The sequence below is a fragment of the Serratia sarumanii genome (assembly GCF_029962605.1).
Taxonomy (GTDB): Bacteria; Pseudomonadota; Gammaproteobacteria; order Enterobacterales; family Enterobacteriaceae; genus Serratia; species Serratia sarumanii.
Genome location: NZ_CP124750.1, coordinates 3,749,765 through 3,765,932 on the forward strand (window position 1 = coordinate 3,749,765; position 16,168 = coordinate 3,765,932).

Genomic DNA, 16,168 nt, shown 5'->3' on the forward strand with positions numbered 1-16,168 from the left:
TTATCTATCTTATTGATTTTTTGAATATTGTTAACTCGTGATGATAGAATCAGCAATGAGTAAGGCCCAATCAGCATTGATGGCGCGTGCATCACCTTGAGCTATTACATCTATTCTCTAACAGCTTCCGCAATCCCCTGCAGGTAATGTATAGTCCGCGTTTTACGGAGATCCCATGCTGACTAACTCATCCATTCGTCTGAACAAATACATTAGCGAGAGCGGTATCTGCTCACGCCGCGACGCCGATCGATACATCGAACAGGGCAACGTTTTCATCAACGGTAAACGCGCCACCGTTGGCGCCCAGGTATTTGCCGGCGATGTGGTGAAGGTTAACGGTCAGCTGATCGAACCGCGCAATGAAGAAGATCTGGTGCTGATCGCGCTGAACAAGCCGGTCGGCATCGTCACCACCACCGAAGACGGCGAGCGCGACAACATCGCCGACTTCGTCAACCACAGCAAACGCATTTTCCCGATCGGCCGCTTGGACAAAGATTCGCAGGGGCTGATCTTTCTGACCAACCACGGTGACCTGGTCAACAAGATCCTGCGCGCCGGCAACAATCACGAGAAAGAGTATCTGGTGACGGTCAACAAGCCGGTGACCGACGAGTTTATTCGCGGCATGGGCGCCGGCGTGCCGATGCTGGGCACGGTGACCAAAAAGTGCAAGGTGAAGAAAGAGGCACCTTTCGTGTTCCGCATCACGCTGGTGCAGGGGCTGAACCGCCAGATCCGCCGCATGTGCGAACACTTCGGCTACGAGGTCACCAAGCTGGAACGCACGCGCATCATGAACGTCAGCCTCAAAGGCTTGCCGCTGGGCGAATGGCGCGATCTGACCGATGACGAGCTGATCGAGCTGTTCAAACTGATTGAAGGCTCTTCATCCGAGGCCAAGCCGGCGAAGAAGGCCCCGGCCAAATCCGCCGCGGCGAAAAAACCGAGTGCCGGCGGCCCCAAAAGCGCCGACAAAGCCGCTGCGCCGGCCGGCCGCAAGCGCTTTACCCAGCCAGGGCGCAAGAAAAAAGGGCGTTAACCCCCCGCTCACGCTTCTCGCCAAGCCCGCCGTTGCGCGGGCTTTTTCATCATAAAAGTCAGCCACAGGCCGCCACTGAGTTCTCACCATAAAAAAGGCCCGCATCAAGCGGGCCAGTCAGTACCAGAGAAGTCTAGAGGAAGAATCAGAACGACCAGCGCAGGTTGGCGTTGACCGAATTAACGCGGGTATCGGCGCCGAATTGCCCCTGATAGCCGACATCCAGCGTCGCGGCGCGCGACAGTTTCACGCTCACGCCGATATCGCCCACCATCACGTTGTCATCCACGGCCTGGCCCTGAGTGACGAACGCGTCACTGCCGGCAAACGCCATGCGCGATGAGGTGTTCTTATCGCCGTAGGCGTGCTGCCAGCCGAGCGAGCCGTAGAGGCTGACGTTCTTCGGCAGCTCGGTCACGCCGCGCACCCCGAGCGTGGAGTAGAAGGTGTTCATCGTTTCATTGCGCACGCTCAGCGCCGCCGCGCCCCCCGACTCCTGGAAGCTGTCGGTATGCAGACGGATGTAGCTCAGGTTGATGAACGGTTCGACGTTCATCTCCGGCTGGCCGAAACGGTAGCCCGCTTCGGTGAACGCCAGCAGCGAGTTGGCATCGTAGTCCGACTTCAGCCGATCCGAGAAGCCGCTGAAATCGACGTTGCGCTTGCCTTCAATCTTGTGCCAGGTGTAACCCAGCGCGCCGCGCAGCGAGAACGCATCCTGCTGCCCCGCCGCATACAGGCCGAGGTGGTAGTTGTCGGTATCGGCCTTGGAACGGCGGCTGTCGACGTCGTAGTCGCCGCGGCTGTAACCGAAGTAGCCGCCGATACGCACGTTATGATCAGTCAGCTTGCGATCCGCCCCCAACAGGAAGCCGGTGGTGTTGCCATCCAGCTTGCCCACGTTGCCGTTGCCGCTGTTTTTGCCCCATGAACTGAAGGTCTGCCCCCAGACGCCGCTGTTTTGCGCCTGCGCCGGTTGCACCAGCGACATCGCCAACGGCGGTATCGGCAGGCTGTCGTTGTCGAACAGGCGCAGCATGCGCTGGTTCAGCACGTTGAACAGCTGGGTGCTGCCGGCGATCAGGTTAGACTGCATCGACGGATAGACTTCGCCGGACAGCTGATTGAACGCCTCGCGCGCTTCCGGCGCACTCAGCAGCAGCAGCGAGTTGTACAGCGCCAACGAAGGGCCGCTCTGCGTCAGCGTCGAGAGCGCACCGGCGGTATTCCACTGGTTGCCGCTTTCGGCCACCGTTTGGAAAATGCCCGGCTTGCCGCTGCCTGGGTTCTCGCCCCCCGGATTTTCACCGCCTGGGTTTTCCCCACCCGGGTTCTCGCCCCCTGGATTCTCACCGCCTGGGTTTTCTCCACCCGGGTTTTCGCCCCCTGGATTCTCACCGCCTGGGTTTTCTCCACCCGGGTTTTCGCCCCCTGGATTTTCACCGCCCGTGTCTTTCTGCGCGATGGTCAGATCCACGGCGTTGGCGCTGTGATTCAGCGCTACATCGAGGAAGGCAGACTTGGAGACCGCCGCCGCGAACTGGCCGTCAATGCCGCCGTCCGAGGTCAGAATGCGATAGCTTTGGCCGGTTTTATAGCTGGTTTGCGGATCCAGCGCCGTAACCTGCACCTTGGCCCGATCGCTGATGGTGGTTTTGCCCGCCACCAGCAACTGGTCGCTGCGGCCGTCGCCGGCGATATCGACGTCGTAGAAGGATTCGCCGATAAAGTTCAGGTAGCGTTTCAGCGTCAGCGTGCCGATATTGCCGTCGCCGGGCGAGATATGGCCGCCGGACTGGATCTCGGTCTGGCCCAGCGTGCCGTTGCCGCCCAATGTGCCGCCGGCCTTGATCGACGCGGCGCTGCTGTAGCCCTGCCCGTTATTGACGTCGGAACCCGCCGTCGCGTTGAGGATCAGCGTGCCGCCGTTCTCTGCGCTGAGGGTTTGGATCTCGAAGATGTCGTCTTCTTTCTGGGTATTGATGTCGCTGGCGATGATGAGCTTGCCGCCGCGCGCGGTGACGTTCGCCTGCAGCTCAGAGAGATCGCCGTTCAGCGTCGTGTGCCCGGCGCTGTTGATCACCTCGCCTTCGCCGCTCATCTTGTTGCTGAAAACGTAATTGCCGTCGGTATGGTTAAAGTACACATAGCTGCGGAACAATCCGCCCCGCAGGGCGATCGCCGTCTGGGCATCGATGGTGCCTGCGGCGCCCGCCGCGCCGAGCGTCGGCTCAGTCAACCCGGTGCCGGTGTCCATGTTGCCGCGGCTGCCGATAATCAGCGCGCCGCGGTTAGAGCCGGAGCCGGTCTTGCCCAGCACCACTTCGTTGCCGCCGGCGGAGAATGTCCCGCCGTCCATGACCGCCAGCACGCCGTTGCCGTAATCGCCGACGTTGACGCTGCTGCCGCTGGTAAACCGTGAGCCGTTGCCGGCGATCGTCAGCTCGGCGGTTTTACGCGCGCCGGAGACGCCCGCCACTTCGATGCTGCCAACGCTGACCGCGCCACCGTTCAGCACGTCCAGATCGCCGTAAAGCGTGAGCGCGCGGCCGACGTTCCATTGGGAATTGGCCCCGGTGACCGTGGCTTTCGGGCTCAGCGTATCGGTCTCGCCCGGCCCGCTACCATTGCCGATGCGCGCGTCAAAGGCGGTGTTCAGCACCGCGCCGTCTTCAATCGCCAGCGTGGATCGTGCCCCTAAATCGGTGCCGACGCTGAGAAAATTGCTGGTGACGCGAGAACCGGCGCCGGTGGCGATCAGATGGCTGTCGTAGCCACGCGTGGTGCCGACCACGATCTCTTTCGCGCTGGCCAGCGCGCCGTCTTCAACCCGCAGGGTGCCCCGCCCCAGATTCAGGCCGCCGCGCAGCACGAACTGATCGTTCACCGCGTTCAGCTCGGCGTTCGGCCCGCGGACCGTGACCAGGCTTTCATGAATTTGGCCGTTGAACATCCGGCCGATATTGATGTTATAGGCGCTGATCTTGCCATTATCGATCAGCAGGTTGCCGCTTTGATTACGGCCGACGTAAACGTCCCCGGTGTAGGCCAATGATTCGGTAATTTTTGCGTCGCCATCAAAAATGGCATCATCTGCGCGAGCGATATCGGCGGGCGCCAGCATCAACAGCGGCGCAGAAAATAGAGCGAGGTAAAGTTTGGAAAGCGGTGTTTTAACCGCTAAAGGATGCGATGTCTTGTCATTCACGGGCTATCTCCGTACTCGTTGGCATGATGGCGCGAAATTTATTGTTATAGGGAAACTCAATGCACTAGAGGAGGTGTAAGGCGTTATTTCGCGCACGCCGGTTTAGTGATCGTCGAAGCAAAAGCTTATTGCCCCCCGGCGCTGACGCTCCGACGATGGAAAACCAGGAAGCGGCAATACCGCCCCCAAAGCGAATTATTTATGCGTGACCACCGGCGTACAGGTCGGCGCGCTCAGCGACGGCGACGACCCTAAAATTCCCGGCATCATCAGCGACGAACAATCGAAAATGCGGCCTTTTTCCGTGGTGGCACGATAAGAAAGTTTTTGGCCGCCCAGCGCATCTGGCTGTGCGCCATTGACATTGGTCACGGTAATTTCGTCCGATGAGCCCAGGCCCAGCATTTTGGCGGTTTCCGCCTGCAGTAATGGAATGGCCTGATCGGTTTTCAGGGTGGAACAACCGGCTATCATCATCGTAACGGTTAAAGCGATAAGTGGTTTTTTCATAAATTATCCTTTATAACCAATCAGTTAAAATTATCGATTGGCTTTATGTTTTCTCTTATCCAAATCCTCGAATAATATATTTCCCTTTCCTAAACGAAAAAACCCTCCTAAAGTAGGGAGGGTTGATAATAATTCATCAGACCTATCTGAACTGTGAAGGCGAAAGGAGAATCCTTTGGGGCAGGATTATGCGTTGGTCGTTGATGACCATCCATTGGTAGCAAGCGGTATCGCTAACTTTCTCAGCACGCATTGCCGATTCAAACAGGCACATGTGGTGACCAATGAAGAAAATTGCTACCGTCATATTAGGGAAAATGGCCCGCCGCGTTTACTGGTGATCGATTTTTGGCTCTCTTCCGGTACGGCGTTGAAATTACTCAAAGAAGTAAAACAACGTTATTCTCAGGTGCGCATTTTGGTGGTCAGCGGCGACGAAAATAACGATATCTGGCAGAAAGTGCACAATGCCGGCGGGCATGGGTTCGTATTAAAAAATGAACCCCCGGAATTATTCGCCAGAGCGGTTTTTGCGTTGAATAATAATCAGGAGTGGTTCCCGGAAGGAAATGAATCCGCCATTAAAAACAGTCATGAACATTTAAATAAATTCAATTTAACGCCGAGACAAATCGACGTATTAACTATGATACTGCGCGGCCTGCCGAATAAAAGGATCGCGACGCAGCTGTCTATTTCCGAACCCACCGTGAAAGAGCATATCAGTAATATCTTGAAAAAGATCGGCGTCAACAGCCGGGTAGAAGCCATCACGCTGTTGCACGGCAAACGGGATCCGTCACAATGAAGTTTTTCCAGAATTTACAAAATGATGGCATCTCCTCACGCGCGCAGATCCGCCTGCTGGACAACACCTTCATGCGGTTGGTGTTCAGCTTCACCGCCGTGCCTTTCGTCGGCATCCCGTTCGCCATCTGGATTTATTTGCTGGGGGATGAACTCGGCCCAACCATTGCCTGGATCATGGTTTACCTGCTATGCGCCGTGGCGATCAGAATATGGCATCGGCGCTACCAACGCGAGGCCAAAGAAAATGATGAAGACGCCGTGCTGCGCCGCTGGCTGCCGCGCATTAATAAGGTGGCGTTTATTCACGGATTGGGGATCTCATCACTCTATTTAATTACGCCGCAGACCCATAACTTTGACTTTTTTCTGCTGCTCAATATCAGCATCGCCGCGATCGTCGCCGCCAACGCAACGCATCTGACGCCGGTTATCAGCACCTTTACCCGCTTTTTCTTCGCTTCCTGGGGGCTGCTGAACCTCGGCATCATCTGGCGGCTGGAAGACGTGATGTTCATCGTGCTGATGCTGAACTTGCTGTACGGCTTCGCCATTTACCGCCACGCGTTAACCTCGCATGCGTTCTTTATCCAGCAGGCGTTGCTCGAAGAACAAAGCTCCCGCCTGGCGGAACAGTTCCGGCAAGCTAAAGAGGAGGCGGAACAGGCGCTGCTGGACAAGAACCAGTTCCTGACCACCGCCAGCCACGATCTGCGCCAGCCGGTGCACGCCATGGGCTTTCTGATCGAAGCCATCATCCACAAGAACCGCGACGACAGCCTGACGCCGCAGCTGCTGGATCTGCAACAGAGCGTGCGTTCGGTGCATTTGATGTTCAATTCGCTGCTCGATCTCAGCAAGATCGAGTCCGGCAACGTGCGCACCGCCGCCACCCATGTGGATATCGGCGCCCTGCTCGACTCGGTGATCACCCTGTTCCGCGAAGAGGCCAACAGCCGCGCCCTGGCGCTGCGCACCTGGCGGCCTAAACGGCGCATCAGCGTGATGGGCGATCCGCTGCTGGTGCGGCAATCGTTGATCAACCTGATCCAAAACGCCCTGCGCTACACGCAACGGGGCGGCGTGCTGATCGCCATCCGCCCGCGCGGCACCGAGTGCCTGGTGGAAGTGTGGGACACCGGCGTGGGCATCGCCGACGAAGAGAAAAGCAAAATCTTCTCCCCTTACTACCGCCCCGAACTGGCGTGGAAAATCGACAGCGCCGGCCACGGGCTGGGGCTGGCGGTGGTGGCGCGCTGCGCCAAGCTGATGAAGGTGAAGTACGGCATGCACTCCGTCGAAGGCAAAGGTTCGCGCTTCTGGATGCGCTTCACGCAATACATCGGCGAAGACAAAGCGCCGGAAACCGCGGCCGCCTACGACAACACCGCCACGCCCATCCGCTATGCGCCGCTGCGCGGCGCCTGCCTGGTGGTGGACGACGATCCTTTGGTGACTTCAGCCTGGGAGAGCCTGATGAGCACCTGGGGCATCACCGTGCGCTGCGCGGCCTCCGCCGAGGAAGCCTTCGCCATCGTCGACGACGGTTTTACGCCGTTCGCCGTGCTGTGCGACCAGCGCCTGCGTTCCGGCGAGAGCGGTTTCGACATCCTGAAAGCGCTGTTCGAACGCCTGCCGGACGTGAGCGGCGCCATGGTCAGCGGCGAGTTCAACTCGCAGATATTGCAAGAGGCCGAGCAGGAAGGCTATCTGGTGCTGCGCAAACCGCTGGAGCCGGCCAGGCTGCATGCGCTGCTGACGCAGTGGGGGGCCGGCTAGCGCGAGGCGGAATCTTAGCGGGCCAGATGACGCAGCAGGCCTTCAAGATTGCGCTCCCCCTCCGGGGTTTGCGCTCCGGCCTTCAGCCCGCCGCGAATCAACCGCTCCGCGGCCGGGCGTGCGAACAATCCTGCCCAGGCGTCGTGCTCGCGATAAAAACCGGCCTGCAGATCCGGCGCAGGCATCGCCTGTTTGGCCGCCGCAATCACGCCCTCTGGCAATGCCGCGATATTGCGCGCTAACCGATCGACGAAATCATCGAGCTCGGCAGCAGGCAAGGCGCGGTTAATCCAGCCGTAGCGTTCTGCGGTAGCGGCATCGAAAAGCTCAGCGCCCAGGATCACTTCCAGAGCGCGGCCGCGCGTCATTCGGCTCGTCAGATACTGCGTCGCGCCGCCGCCGGGCGTAATGCCCATCAAGGCCTCGCACTGGGCCAGTCCCGCCGCTTCCCGTGCAGCGAAAGCCATATCGGCCGCCGCCACAAACTCGGCGCCGCCGCCGCGCGCCAGCCCAGCCAGCTTAACGAGAGTAACCTGCGGCTGGCTGCGCAGCAGTTCGCCAAACGCCTGGAACGGATTAAGCCCCTCCGGCGCGTTGCTCGCCAGTTCGTCGAAAGCGTGCGGCTCATCGATCAAGGTCATGTCGACGTGAGCAATAAAGAATTCTGGGTTTGCGCTCTGGAACACCAACACCCGCGTATCCGGATCGTCACGCACCGCGAGCAATAAACGGCTGATTTCCGACATCAGCGCCACATCAAGTACGTTTACCGGTGGGTTATCGATAGCGATCGTCATCACGCCGTGCGCATGAGACAGCCTGAGTTTGCTGAAATTTGTATCTGTCATCTCAATGTCCTTTTACCTGGGGTACAAGTGCGGGTTATTCGCGCCGTGTTTCGAATGGTATACTTTGCATACCTGGCGTCAATTACGCACCTTAAGCATCCCAGGGATGCAGGAAGATACCGATGGATAAGACCGATGTTGTTTACCGCGCCGACTGCCCGAGCCGCATCGTGCTCGATCAGATTGCCGATAAATGGTCCATGATGGTGCTGGAAGTGCTGCGCGAGCCGCAGCGTTTCAACGCCATCAAGCGCCGTCTGGATGGTGTCACGCAACGCGTGCTGACCCAGACCCTGCGCAAATTGGAACGCAACGGCATGGTGCATCGCAAAGTGTTGGATGGGCGGGTGCTTGGCGTCGAGTATTCGCTGACGCCGCTCGGCAAATCCCTGCAGGGGCCGTTCTCGATACTGTTCGACTGGACGTTAGGGAATATTGAGGCGATTCAGGAGTGCCAGCGCAAGTATGATGAGCAGGACGGGTGATGCGATCCCCCATAGTCTTTCACTTGCAGGAAAACGAGGGTTAGGCGCCATAGGGCTATCAGGGCATGATGAATCGCTTAAACAGCAGCTGCTGGATGTCCTGATGGTATGACAATGGGGTCAATACAGTGCCTTACGGTACGCGTGTACTCCAAGGCCACCTGCTGTTCCACTGCAATCCCTTAATGTTGAGCACTGTAATGTTTAAAGCACATCCAACAGCAGTTCCTTCGAGAACACGCGCCCTTCCGCTTTATCCTTCTCTGACAGCGTCAGCAATTTCAGCAGAGTAATGGCGTTATCTCGCTCCTGCTGCTCATAGGATTCTATAACGTAGTGGATGCTCTCTACTTTCATCGTGCCCCCAGGCGCTATCAATCATACCAAGGTCTGAACATAGGCCATATTTCGACCACAAACAATGTTCGGCTTTACCCATAACTTACCTCATGGCTGACAACAGGCAGAAAAGACATGGCCATACAAAGAAAAACCCTCTGTAAAAACAGAGGGTTTTAGTCACTAAGACCTAGTTACGAACAGGCTGAGGGAAGTGTCAAATCACTCCCACTCAATTATAAATTACCTGAAAATGCCCATGTAAATCAGTATCTTGCCACCATGACGATTTGCCCAACCATGCAAAATACCATGTTCAAATCAGAGAGGTAGAGCGCGCTCTGTATCGGCGTCATCCGACCTCTCATCACCTGCCGACGCCGTGGCCATCTGACGCAACAGAATGGCCAGTTCGGCCGGGTTGCCGTCGCGGCGGACTTCAGCAAGCAGCTCCGCTGCATAGGTCGGATCGCCGCGGAAGTGTTCGGCCATCGCCGTGTCATGCGATCTATCTCTCACGTACTCTCCTCATCCCGCTTACGCTTCGGTCAAATGCTCCTATGGGCCAGTCAATGTTACCAGTTCACCACATCTCCTACACCATAACTTTCGAGGTCAAATCTGCTTACTTAGACTTAGCGATTGAAAACGGAAAGCCTTGGCCTTTGTCATTAGCAGCAGAGCATGCGATAACATACCATCCAACACAATGATGCAGACAAATCATGCGGAACATACTTAATCGAGTTATGAGAAGAAAATCCTCCGACGAAGAGAGTGCTGTGAAAACATATTCAGGCCCAAACACGCCCCTAGCAAATTATCTAGCATACTATAGCAATCTCAAGTCTCCGGGTTACGCCGTTCTAATAACGGGACCATGGGGTGTTGGAAAAACTTATCAAGTAAAGCAATTAATACCAGATTCTGAGAGTTACTTTGTTAGCCTGTACGGCATTGATACTGTAGATGGCATTCACGATGCGGTGCTTGCATCATGCTTGCCGAGCCTCAATGCCAGCGAATATGTATCAACAATCGGAGAGGTAGGAAAGGCAATGGGCGATAAGTACGCTCTTGCTGGCTTCGCGAACAGTGTATGGAATGTTTTTCTAAGACAACGGTTAAAACCAGATCGGACGATTATTTTTGATGATTTAGAACGCAGCTCTTTATGGACAAATCAAAAGAGTGAATTACTGGGTGCAATTAATCACTATGTAGAACATCGCGGCTTCCGCGTTATAGTTATTTGTCACGATGAGCGCATAGCTGATCAACTAGCCGAGCTTAAGGAAAAAACATTTGGCCATACTGTTATGGTCGAACCACAAATTCATGCGGCTTTTGAAGCGTTTCTAACTGATATTCAAGATAAAGTTGCACAAGATTTTGTCACCAAAAGAAAATCAATTATCGAGGAAGTTTGGTCGCAATCCGAGCAGTCTTCTTTGAGAATACTGAAACACGTTATCAACGATGTTGCTAGACTTCGTTTAATAATGAAAGACAGGCATCTAGAAAATAAAGACGCTATAGAGCACATTATAAAATTTTTCTGCGCCTTGGATATAGAGGTGCGTGCGGGAAATTTAACACGAGATCTACTCCTTAACCGGATGAAACTACATATCGCGGAGAGGATGGATCGCAACAATCAAGACGATATTCGGCCATTAAGTAAAGTAATTTCAAAATATTCATCATCTGATATTACAGGCTCAATTCTCAGCGATGAAATTTTAGAGTCAACCCTCATAGAGGGTAGATTTGATTCTGAAATGCTTGCAGCATGGCTCGATCAAACACCTTATTTTATCCAAGCCTCAGATACCCCTCCGTGGCTCATAGTAATGAAATTCGATGAGCTCGATGATGAAATTATTAAAGAAGGCATATCTCGGATGCAAAAGCAGTTCGATGAGCGTGCCGTAACTGAAATCGGAGAGTTTCTTCACATCGCGGCACTTCGGCTAATGATGGTTGAACAGGGCGTTATTGCCCACTCTATGGAAGAAGAAACATCACTCTGCACCACGTATATTGACGACCTTTTAGCAACCAAAAGATTGCCTCCAAAACCTTTGGAATACTCATTTGAGAGGCTATTTGAGGCTTATGGTGGTTATGGTTATTGGGTTTCAGAGGTTGCGAGACCACATTTCAGGGCCATTTGTGAGCACGTAGACCAAGCGCGGCATCAAGCGCTAGAGGCCACTTATCCAAGTCATGCCGCAGAAATTTTGCGTCAACTCAAAGAAGATCAAGCGTCTATTTTTAAGACAATTTCACCAACAAACTCTGGAAGCAACACTCTCGCGCATGTTCCTATCCTCAATCATATACCTGTGAATTCTTTCTTGGACGCTTGGCTTAGCGGTCCGCGCAGTGGATGGCGACAAACAACTATGGCACTCGACAATCGATATGAACATGGTCAACTCGATCGGAACTTGAGTACCGAAAGACCTTGGTTAATTGACCTAGAGCGGGAAATGAATGCGCGAATAGATAAGGAGACTGGTCTCGACGCATTTCGATTGAAGCGAATAAAGCCAAAAATATTTAGTGAGTTACAAGAAATAGAGGCACCAGATCAAAGATAGGGAAATATGGATTGCGCAATCCAAAAGCATCGTATGGTGGCAGGTGATCCCACCTCCACCATAGTTCTTGGACCTAAAAACCGAGAGCGCTAGATCAAATTTCCACCCCTGCACTCTGACCATCTTTGCTGCCGCGACGGCGAGAAGTTTTCCTTGAGTCAGCCTTACCTGAATTCTCCATTTCCTTATGCTCGGCCGTCTCGCGGCGCACCTGCTCCATCGCCGGATCGGTGAACGTGACCTTGAGGCCGTGCATACCGGCGAGTTGGGCGACTTCAAGCCGGAACTCGTCTGTGCCTTCCACGATGAGGGCTTGGCCCTCGAACCGCTTGGACGCCAGTTCGAGCGCAACCAGTGCCGCGCCGGTCGTGGCTTTCTGCGCCTGAACGTGCGTCTTCCGGTCGATCACCATGCCGCCGTCGATGGTGCTGTACGCCACCGTCCCGTCTTTCCGGGCCTTGGGCTTGAGCTTGTCGAGAACGACAGCTTTGGCCTTGTCGGCCCGGTCGGCAGTCAGTAGCTCCCCGTTCCAGCGGCGTGTCCGTTCCTCGCGGTCGCGCAGCACGGCCAGCGCCTCGGAGTTGCCGCGCTCCGCCTGCTGCGTTAGCCAGTCGGCCCAAGTGGGCATCGTCGTCTGTTTGAACAGTGCCTGACGGCGAGCGTCTGCGCTCTGCCGGTTCTTCTGGCGCGAGGCGTCGGCCTGCTGTTTGATAGTGCCGTACATCAGGCGTTTGATCGACCCCTTGCCCGCGACCTTCAAAAGCATTCGCTCTGTCTGGCTCCACTGCCTCACTTGCGCATTGAAAGCCGCACTCTCGCGCTTGATCTGGTCGAGGCCCTGACGGCGGGCCAGAATGGCCGCCTGTCGCTCGCGCTGGTAGTGGTTGAACAGGCCCGCTGTCGTCGGGTTGTCCGGCCGCCGGGGTCGTGGCTCGTACCGCTTGCGGTTCGCCTTCGCCTCGGCCTGCCGTTCGGAAGGCTGGAACGGGCCAAGACGGTCGGTCAGGGCCTTCATGGAAAGGTCGCGACCGACGTTGCTGGCCTTCGCCCAAATGCCTAAATCCGGCTCGCCGATGACAAGGCCAGCGCCGCGCTGGCGAACCTCTAGGCCGTGCTCGGCCGCTGCGTCGTGCAGCTCCTGCCAGCTCGTCGCCTGCCGCATCGCCGGGGCCAGCTCGCGAGCCGCGTACCCGGTCAGAGTCTCGATGCCGGAGTGCGCCTCCACGCTGGCCACCTTCGCGCCGATGCGGACTGGCTCTGCTTTATCTGCTGACTGCTTCTGTAGACGGGTATCGGACAGCTTGCGCAAGCCGTTCAGGGTTTTGGCTTCGGGAGGCTCCGATATGCTGAGGTCGCAAGCGTTTCTAAGGTGTTTACGGAATAGGCTATCGCGCTGCTCTGGGGCTTTCGCTGGCAACAGCTCAATGTCGCGGTTTTGATGCCGCTGCTTTGCCTCCAGACCATGAAACGTTCTTTGCAAGCCATGCTCTACCTCAAGACGCTCACAGGCCTCCATCAGGCGGAACTGATCGTAATAGGGTTCGATGTTCTGTAAACCGGTCGGGTGAACCTTGTTGATGGCTACATGCACATGCAGGTTATCGGTGTCGATGTGAACCGCTGATACACGCTGGTGCTCATCAAGGCCGATGGCAGCGCATAGTTCGTCTTCGATGGCGTGCAGCGTCTCAAGGTCTGGCTGCTCGCCGGGCGGGAAGGAATAGACAAAGTGGTAGGTCTTTTCCGCCTTCGACCTGGTGTTAGCCGCTTGCGTGGCTTGGATTAAGATTGCAGCATCTGCCGGATCATCCGTGCCGCAATTCGTGACCCGATAGCTGGCGACCTTCTCGCCCTCGGTCGTACCATTGGCGGAATCCAGAATGTAGTCGGCCGTGCGCTCCCAGCTCGTCGGGTCAATGCCGCCCTTGGCCGCCACCATATACTTGATTAACCGGGCTGGGCTTGAGGCCTTGCGTTCACGGTTGATGCGATGCGCGATCATTTGGAAATCCTCCCCATGAGCGCCCGCATGTCCTCTTGGATTGCGCGGAAATCCATCATCATCGTTTCCACGTCAATCGGTCGAGTACCCTGACCGCGTTTCTCAGCGAGCCACAATTTCAGCAATCCGGCCACCCGGCCTAGGTCGCCATTCACTTTTGCCAACTGGCGGACAGCTTCCAAATCGGCCCGTGAACCTATAGGCAGATTCAGCCCAACAGCGCGAAGGAAAGCGGCATTCGACAATCCCGCCTGATCGGCCCTTTCGGTTAACTCTTTTTTCTCATCAACGCTGACCCAAACCTCAATTCGCTCCCGCCGTGGACGTGTCCCACGCGAATGCGGCTTGATAGCCTCAATCGCATTTTCACCGGCCATAAGCCTTCCCTCTTTGGTGTAAATGTCGCGGAGCGACTGACAGCCTCGCAGAGCAAGATGCCGTCGAACCGCAGGTGAGTAAGGGGTGGTGTTGGACTGGTGCGGGCTTGCCCGTACCGGTACAACACACATCTTGCCGTACTGCTTCATGCGATTCTATGCGACTGGAGCAGAATCGCCAGTAAAATATGGCGCAATCGCGTACATTCGCGCTAATTCGCATACATTCGCGCAGCATCGCATTAATCAATTCTTCTAATCGCATAGAATCGCGTACATTCGCATAGAAACGCGTTTCCGACTGAGTTCATGAACATCAAGGACGGACTGACACCAAAAGGAAGGGTTTTGAGAGGCCATCTGCTAGGCCACCCAAATCTAAGCCTTGTAAATTGCTCGACTCGGGTGAGAACATAGCCTCCGTTTACGCGCTTTTTTTTCGAAACTCGATCATCAAGAAACAATGGAGTAATCATGGCACGAAAAACCCTCGCAGAGCGCCGTTCTGATGCCCTTTCGGAGCTTGAAATGGCGAAAGCCAGATTGGCAAAACTCGACAATGAGGCGGCAGAAAGAATCGGAAGAATTGCAATAAAGTCAGGATTGGTTAATCTTGAGCTGACGGACGATCAAGTCCGGGAAGAGTTCGACAAAATCGTGGAAAGGATCAGCAAGGGGAATTGATCATGAAGACAGCTCACCGCATCAGCACATTGGCCAATCAACTCAACGAACTGCAAGCCTGCCTTGGTCGAGCCAGTGGGCGGCCTAGCAAGAGCGTTATGGAAGCCCAGCGCATTGCGGCCGAGCTGGCTTCTTCACTCGAAGAGTGGCACCTTGAAACGCTGCACATCCCCGAAACGGAGCGTGACCTCTATCGCGCACAGAACCCCTACTACGCGGCCCACTAACGCGCCACGCCGTCTTATCAAAAGCTCACTTCGGTGGGCTTTTTTTGTCCGCAAAACGTATCAAACCGGACAGTCGCGTCTCTTCGCCACCCCAAGAAAATCCCGTTTCAAATCAGAATATTGGGAACTGCCTTCATCAAGATTGACGGACAGTTTACGGACACAAGCCATTGAATTCTATGCAGATACAAGATTATCCGCATATTTAAAACCGCCCCATATCGGTCAATAATCAAACCTCGGATGATGACAAAATGAGGTATTCGGTATGGTAATAGAATCGAAAAAAATGGCGGCTGGTACTGTCCGAAAATTCGGTCGAGGCGCGGCGGTAGCTCTGGCAATGGCAAGCGCAGGCCTTGGTGTAAGTCTCTACATTGCACCTGTCCCGGCTTACGCCATCTACTGCTCGAACTGCTCGACGTTCTATCAGCAGATGTTCGAGTACGCCGAAGCGGTCAACACGCAGCTGAACACCGCCCAGCAACTGGCAACGCAGATTCAGCAGTATCAGAACATGGTTACGCAGGGTCTGAGCCTGCCCAACTCCATGTTCGGCAGCATCGCGGCCGACCTGCAAAGCGTGGTGAATATCTACACGAAGTCGCAGGCCTTGGGCCGCCAAATCCAGAACATGGATTCGCAGTTCAACACGCAGTTTCCGGGCTTCGAGTCCTACCTGAATCAAGCTGCGAACTCGGCAGCAGTACCGGCGCGGGATCGTTATCAGAAGTGGTCAGAGCAGGGGCGCGACAACGTGAAAACGGCGATGGAAGCGGCGAACCTCAATACCGGCACTTTCGAGTCTGAGGACGCGCAGCTTGCCCGCATGGTTTCCCGTTCGCAGTCGGCCGCTGGCCGGATGCAGGCGATTCAGGCGGGCAATGAAATTGCCTCACAGAACGTACAGCAACTGCAAAAGCTGCGCGATCTGGTGGCCACGCAAATCAACATGCAGGGCAACTACATGGCCCAGCAAGGTGACCGGAGGGCCGCTAGCGAAGCCGCCGAACAACAATTCGAAGCTCGGAAGAATAACTGGGGACCTTCGGAGGACTTCTAATCATGTTGATATCTAAGACTTTTATCGCTGTGCTGTGCATCGCTTCTGCTCTTGGTGGTGCTGTTGTGTCCGGTGTCTTTGTTTCCGTCAGCACCAATTGCGCGACTGCTGAACGGCCTATGCCGACAGATGCCGATAAAAACTTCGAAGCCCGGAAAAACAACTGGGGTCCATCTGAGGATTTCTAA

15 protein-coding genes and 1 pseudogene are annotated in these 16,168 nt (G+C 55.5%); 9 read left to right on the forward strand and 7 right to left on the reverse strand.

The genetic code is table 11. From position 1 onward, the window contains the following. Positions 1-175: 175 nt before the first annotated feature. Positions 176-1,045 carry a 23S rRNA pseudouridine(2604) synthase RluF gene (gene rluF, locus SSARUM_RS17820; protein WP_021504493.1) on the forward strand — a complete coding sequence of 290 codons (870 nt, stop codon included), beginning with the start codon at positions 176-178 and terminating at the stop codon, positions 1,043-1,045. 145 nt (positions 1,046-1,190) lie between these two features. Here rluF and SSARUM_RS17825 read toward each other — a convergent pair whose 3' ends face one another. Both SSARUM_RS17825 and SSARUM_RS17830 read right to left on the reverse strand, forming a co-directional pair. Beyond that, a complete protein-coding gene (locus SSARUM_RS17825; protein ID WP_060388329.1) occupies positions 1,191-4,253 on the reverse strand; it encodes an autotransporter outer membrane beta-barrel domain-containing protein in 3,063 nt (1,020 codons plus the stop codon). Positions 4,254-4,448: 195 nt separating this feature from the next. After that, positions 4,449-4,763, reverse strand: a complete 315-nt coding sequence (locus SSARUM_RS17830; protein WP_025303891.1) for a putative periplasmic lipoprotein — start codon at positions 4,761-4,763, stop codon at positions 4,449-4,451. 175 nt (positions 4,764-4,938) lie between these two features. Here SSARUM_RS17830 and SSARUM_RS17835 point away from each other — a divergent pair, with 175 nt between their 5' ends. Together SSARUM_RS17835 and SSARUM_RS17840 are read left to right on the forward strand one after the other, a co-directional pair. After that, on the forward strand, positions 4,939-5,571 hold the full coding sequence (locus tag SSARUM_RS17835; RefSeq protein WP_060430456.1) for a response regulator transcription factor: 633 nt from the start codon (positions 4,939-4,941) through the stop codon (positions 5,569-5,571). Next, the gene (locus SSARUM_RS17840) at positions 5,568-7,349 is read left to right on the forward strand and encodes a hybrid sensor histidine kinase/response regulator (protein ID WP_039568510.1); all 1,782 of its coding nucleotides are present in this window, start codon (positions 5,568-5,570) and stop codon (positions 7,347-7,349) included. The genes SSARUM_RS17835 and SSARUM_RS17840 overlap by 4 nt, the downstream gene beginning before the upstream one ends. Positions 7,350-7,363: 14 nt before the next feature. Here SSARUM_RS17840 and SSARUM_RS17845 read toward each other — a convergent pair whose 3' ends face one another. Further along, a complete protein-coding gene (locus tag SSARUM_RS17845; RefSeq protein ID WP_039568513.1) occupies positions 7,364-8,197 on the reverse strand; it encodes an enoyl-CoA hydratase/isomerase family protein in 834 nt (277 codons plus the stop codon). Positions 8,198-8,319: 122 nt separating this feature from the next. Here SSARUM_RS17845 and SSARUM_RS17850 point away from each other — a divergent pair, with 122 nt between their 5' ends. Then, positions 8,320-8,682, forward strand: coding sequence for a winged helix-turn-helix transcriptional regulator (locus SSARUM_RS17850; protein WP_060388328.1), 363 nt, complete (start codon positions 8,320-8,322; stop codon positions 8,680-8,682). Between the two features lie 204 nt (positions 8,683-8,886). On the opposite strand, the pseudogene SSARUM_RS17855 reads toward SSARUM_RS17850, so the two are convergent. Both SSARUM_RS17855 and SSARUM_RS17860 read right to left on the reverse strand, forming a co-directional pair. After that, a pseudogene (locus SSARUM_RS17855) lies at positions 8,887-9,018 on the reverse strand (type II toxin-antitoxin system Phd/YefM family antitoxin); the annotation flags it as partial. A 324-nt stretch (positions 9,019-9,342) separates the two neighbouring features. Then, entirely contained in the window at positions 9,343-9,540 is a 198-nt protein-coding gene (locus SSARUM_RS17860; protein WP_282493651.1) for an addiction module antidote protein, read from the reverse strand. Positions 9,541-9,803: 263 nt separating this feature from the next. Here SSARUM_RS17860 and SSARUM_RS17865 point away from each other — a divergent pair, with 263 nt between their 5' ends. Next, entirely contained in the window at positions 9,804-11,627 is a 1,824-nt protein-coding gene (locus tag SSARUM_RS17865) for a P-loop NTPase fold protein (RefSeq protein WP_282493652.1), read from the forward strand. 94 nt (positions 11,628-11,721) lie between these two features. Here the strand turns inward: SSARUM_RS17865 and traI are convergent, their stop codons facing one another. Both traI and SSARUM_RS17875 read right to left on the reverse strand, forming a co-directional pair. Then, entirely contained in the window at positions 11,722-13,629 is a 1,908-nt protein-coding gene (gene traI / locus SSARUM_RS17870) for a TraI/MobA(P) family conjugative relaxase (RefSeq protein ID WP_282493653.1), read from the reverse strand. Next, entirely contained in the window at positions 13,626-14,006 is a 381-nt protein-coding gene (locus SSARUM_RS17875; protein ID WP_278387581.1) for a plasmid mobilization protein, read from the reverse strand. The genes traI and SSARUM_RS17875 overlap by 4 nt, the downstream gene beginning before the upstream one ends. 474 nt (positions 14,007-14,480) lie before the next feature. Here SSARUM_RS17875 and SSARUM_RS17880 point away from each other — a divergent pair, with 474 nt between their 5' ends. The 4 genes from SSARUM_RS17880 to SSARUM_RS17895 all read left to right on the forward strand — a co-directional run bounded on the left by SSARUM_RS17880 (position 14,481) and on the right by SSARUM_RS17895 (position 16,168). After that, positions 14,481-14,690 carry a TraC family protein gene (locus SSARUM_RS17880; RefSeq protein WP_000101767.1) on the forward strand — a complete coding sequence of 70 codons (210 nt, stop codon included), beginning with the start codon at positions 14,481-14,483 and terminating at the stop codon, positions 14,688-14,690. Positions 14,691-14,692: 2 nt separating this feature from the next. After that, positions 14,693-14,917, forward strand: a complete 225-nt coding sequence (locus SSARUM_RS17885; RefSeq protein ID WP_282493658.1) for a hypothetical protein — start codon at positions 14,693-14,695, stop codon at positions 14,915-14,917. Between the two features lie 268 nt (positions 14,918-15,185). Continuing rightward, entirely contained in the window at positions 15,186-15,980 is a 795-nt protein-coding gene (gene trbJ / locus SSARUM_RS17890; RefSeq protein ID WP_282493660.1) for a P-type conjugative transfer protein TrbJ, read from the forward strand. A 2-nt stretch (positions 15,981-15,982) separates the two neighbouring features. After that, on the forward strand, positions 15,983-16,168 hold the full coding sequence (locus tag SSARUM_RS17895) for a hypothetical protein (protein ID WP_032437099.1): 186 nt from the start codon (positions 15,983-15,985) through the stop codon (positions 16,166-16,168).

What these genes read in the sequence shown, in the direction of transcription:
- SSARUM_RS17875 (WP_278387581.1), bottom strand. Translation starts at nt 14,006, where the DNA reads ATGGCCGGTGAAAATGCGATTGAGGCTATCAAGCCGCATTCGCGTGGG.
- SSARUM_RS17880 (WP_000101767.1), top strand. Translation starts at nt 14,481, where the DNA reads ATGGCACGAAAAACCCTCGCAGAGCGCCGTTCTGATGCCCTTTCGGAG.
- traI (WP_282493653.1), bottom strand. Translation starts at nt 13,629, where the DNA reads ATGATCGCGCATCGCATCAACCGTGAACGCAAGGCCTCAAGCCCAGCC.
- SSARUM_RS17840 (WP_039568510.1), top strand. Translation starts at nt 5,568, where the DNA reads ATGAAGTTTTTCCAGAATTTACAAAATGATGGCATCTCCTCACGCGCG.
- SSARUM_RS17885 (WP_282493658.1), top strand. Translation starts at nt 14,693, where the DNA reads ATGAAGACAGCTCACCGCATCAGCACATTGGCCAATCAACTCAACGAA.
- SSARUM_RS17845 (WP_039568513.1), bottom strand. Translation starts at nt 8,197, where the DNA reads ATGACAGATACAAATTTCAGCAAACTCAGGCTGTCTCATGCGCACGGC.
- SSARUM_RS17895 (WP_032437099.1), top strand. Translation starts at nt 15,983, where the DNA reads ATGTTGATATCTAAGACTTTTATCGCTGTGCTGTGCATCGCTTCTGCT.
- trbJ (WP_282493660.1), top strand. Translation starts at nt 15,186, where the DNA reads ATGGTAATAGAATCGAAAAAAATGGCGGCTGGTACTGTCCGAAAATTC.
- SSARUM_RS17830 (WP_025303891.1), bottom strand. Translation starts at nt 4,763, where the DNA reads ATGAAAAAACCACTTATCGCTTTAACCGTTACGATGATGATAGCCGGT.
- rluF (WP_021504493.1), top strand. Translation starts at nt 176, where the DNA reads ATGCTGACTAACTCATCCATTCGTCTGAACAAATACATTAGCGAGAGC.
- SSARUM_RS17850 (WP_060388328.1), top strand. Translation starts at nt 8,320, where the DNA reads ATGGATAAGACCGATGTTGTTTACCGCGCCGACTGCCCGAGCCGCATC.